Below are 1,119 nucleotides of genomic sequence, written 5' to 3'. Positions count from 1 at the left end.
TCACTTAGGTCTTGACTCGCTTTCTTTGGGATAAATTTAGTGAAAGACTACCTCGAAACCTTTCTCTCTTCTTCCGGTGACGTGAAAACTAGCCTTGCTGTGACGGCAAAAACTCAAGAAATCGATGTCTATTTTCGACCGACTTCCCCAGAAATGCCGCCCGAATTAGGTTTATTGGGCCGATTAGCTCAAACCCCTTGTCTATTGGAACCCCATCGCAATCCTGTCACGATTGAGGGAATTCTCGCTTGTTTATCTAAACTGTTGACTGTGCGGGAACAATTACAAAGAGAAGCTCACCGTCATCAACAACCCTTATTAGCAGAAAATATTCCTAGACTATGGATACTAACTCCTACTGCCAGTCAGAGGATTATAACTGCTTTTTCAGGTCAATTAAACCCAGATTGGGGAGAAGGAATTTATTTTTTACCTCCAGCATTAAATACATCCCTTATTGTCCTGCATCAATTACCCGAAACCCCTGAAACCCTTTGGTTAAGATTATTAGGCAGAGGAGGAACCAGAAGCAGAGCGATTGATGAATTAGAGGCCTTGTCTTCTAGTCATCCCTTTAAATCAGCTTCCTTAAAATTATTATACAATTTGAGTAGAAACTTGCAAGCCTTACCCAAAAGAACCCAGGAGGAGAGTAAATTTATTATGCGTTTAGCCCCTTTATACGAACAAGATAGAGAAAAAGCTATTCAACAAGGAGAAGCTATCGGACTTCAAAAAGGCAGAATCGAAGGCATTCAAGAAGGAGAAGCTATCGGACTTCAAAAAGGAGAAGCCAACCTAGTGCTACGCTTGCTTAACCGACGTTTTGGTGAACTGCCCCCGCATATTACTGAAACTATCCAAAAACTCTCAGTAGAAAAATTAGAAGACTTAGGAGAAGCATTGCTAGACTTTGAGACTCAAGCTGACTTAATTAATTGGCTGACCTAATAAATAGGCTTTGAAGATGATAAAATAATCATCATCATTGATTTAATCACTTAGGTCTTGACTCGCTTTCTTTGGGATAAATTTAGTAAAGATTACCTCGAAACCTTTCTCTCTTCTTCCGGTGACGTGAAAACTAGCCGGCTCTCTTGTTCTTGGTGGGAGAAATTG

Annotated in this window: 1 protein-coding gene; it reads left to right on the top strand. The window is 40.5% G+C overall.

Features of this window, described 5'->3' with window-relative positions; genetic code table 11:
• The first annotated feature begins 39 nt into the window (after positions 1 to 39).
• On the top strand, positions 40 to 951 hold the full coding sequence (locus PX481_RS08635; protein ID WP_288094391.1) for a DUF4351 domain-containing protein: 912 nt from the start codon (positions 40 to 42) through the stop codon (positions 949 to 951).
• The last annotated feature ends 168 nt before the right edge of the window (positions 952 to 1,119 follow it).

This window comes from Microcystis sp. M53603_WE2, assembly GCF_030065435.1.
The sequence above is the reverse complement of the archived record's forward strand: the minus strand, read 5'-3'. Positions and strand labels throughout refer to the sequence as shown.